The organism is Microvirga roseola, assembly GCF_020866965.1.
GTDB classification, from domain to species: Bacteria; Pseudomonadota; Alphaproteobacteria; order Rhizobiales; family Beijerinckiaceae; genus Microvirga; species Microvirga roseola.
The window spans coordinates 1-1,512 of record NZ_JAJATX010000149.1 but is presented as its reverse complement, the minus strand read 5'-3'; the positions used below and the strand labels follow the sequence as shown (position 1 = coordinate 1,512).

1 pseudogene is annotated in these 1,512 nt (G+C 65.7%); it reads right to left on the bottom strand.

Features of this window, described 5'->3' with window-relative positions:
- Positions 1-21 precede the first annotated feature (21 nt).
- Positions 22-1,421: pseudogene (locus tag LG661_RS24585) on the bottom strand (ISNCY family transposase).
- Positions 1,422-1,512: the final 91 nt, after the last annotated feature.

Here is a 1,512-nt window from a genome sequence, read left to right as displayed (position 1 = left end):
GGCGCAAAGTCAAAGTGTCAGTCAGGCCGGGTGAGACGGAGCCTGGGGCGGCGGCGCGCAGACTGCCCGATCGGAGCGCCGGCGCCCCAGGCGTTTGGGCTGGGACTGGGCGACCTGCGCCAGGCGATCCGCGCGGTCTTTCATCAGGCCGGCCTTCTGACTTGAGCGGCGGGGGCCTGCCCCAACGCCTGACGGTACGGGCCGGGCATCCTGCCGCTCTTTGATCCAGGCCAGCACCTCGCCCAGCCGCTTGTTCTCGACAATCGCCGCATGATTGACCCGCTGCAGCTTGTCGAACACCGCATAGGCCAGCGGCAGCCCTTTCCAGCGGATCTCCAGCCGCCCGTCCGGAAAGTCAAAGATCTCCACTGTCTGACCCACCAGCCGCGCCGTGATCTCAGTCGGATGCAGCGTGAACTTCATCCGGTTGTAGTGCACCACCAGCTGTCGGGAGACCCGCCGCGTCTCGCGCCAGCACAGGATGTCGCCGAGATCGTTCAGCCCGTCCAGCGGCCGGTGCAGATCCCGATCCCGCGCCGGCGGGCGAACTTGCTGTTGTAGCTCTCGATGAAGCCAGGCACGAACGCATTGGCGGCCTCCAGATCGCTGATGCCGGCCAGGCGCAGCTCCTTGACCAGCCGGTCCTGCAAGGTGGCATGCGCCCGCTCGACGCGCCCCTTGGCCTGACTGGAGTTGGCACAGAGGATGTCGATGCTGAGCTCCGCCAAAGCCCGGCCGAACTGGGTCATGCCATCACCTCCGGCCGCCTCCTCCTTGTTGACCCGGAAGATCGAATGCTTGTCGGAGTAAAAGGCAACAGGTTTGCCATGCGTGTCGAGATAGCGCCTGAGCACCTCAAAGTACGCAAAGGCGCTTTCCGACGGCACGAAGCCCAGGGCCATCAGGCGGCTGGTGGCATCGTCCACGAACACCAGAAGCGTGCAGGGCGGGCCGCGATCCTCGAACCAGCGGTGCTCGCAACCATCGATCTGGATCAGCTCGCCCAGATGCTTGCGCCGGTGGCGCGGCTGGTGAAAGCGCTTGCGCTCGGCGCGCGGCAGCCAGAGCCCAACCTGGATCATCCAGGTCCGCAGCGTCTCACGGGAGATCCGCAGAGCGTGGCGCTCCTCGAGCTTCTCGGCCGCCAGGGTTGGGCCGAAATCCGCATAATGCTGCCGGACCAGGCTAACGGCATGCTCCCGCAGGACGTCCGGCAGCCGGTTGTTGGAAGGACGGCCGCGCCGACGATCGGCCATCCCAGCCGGGCCGTCCTCTCGGAAGCGGCGCTGCAGGCGGTAGACCTGACGTTCGCTGACCTGCAGCAGCGCGGAGGCCGCCGCTGGGGTGAGACGGCCGCTCTCCAGGCGCGCCAGGATGTCGATCCGGTTGAGTTCTCGTCTGCTCATCAGCACCACGCTCATCTGATCTGCCGCCTCCATGCCTCGATCCCAAAGGGCAGGAGACTGACATTTTGACTTTGCTCAGTGCTGACAATTTAACTTTGCGCCTACA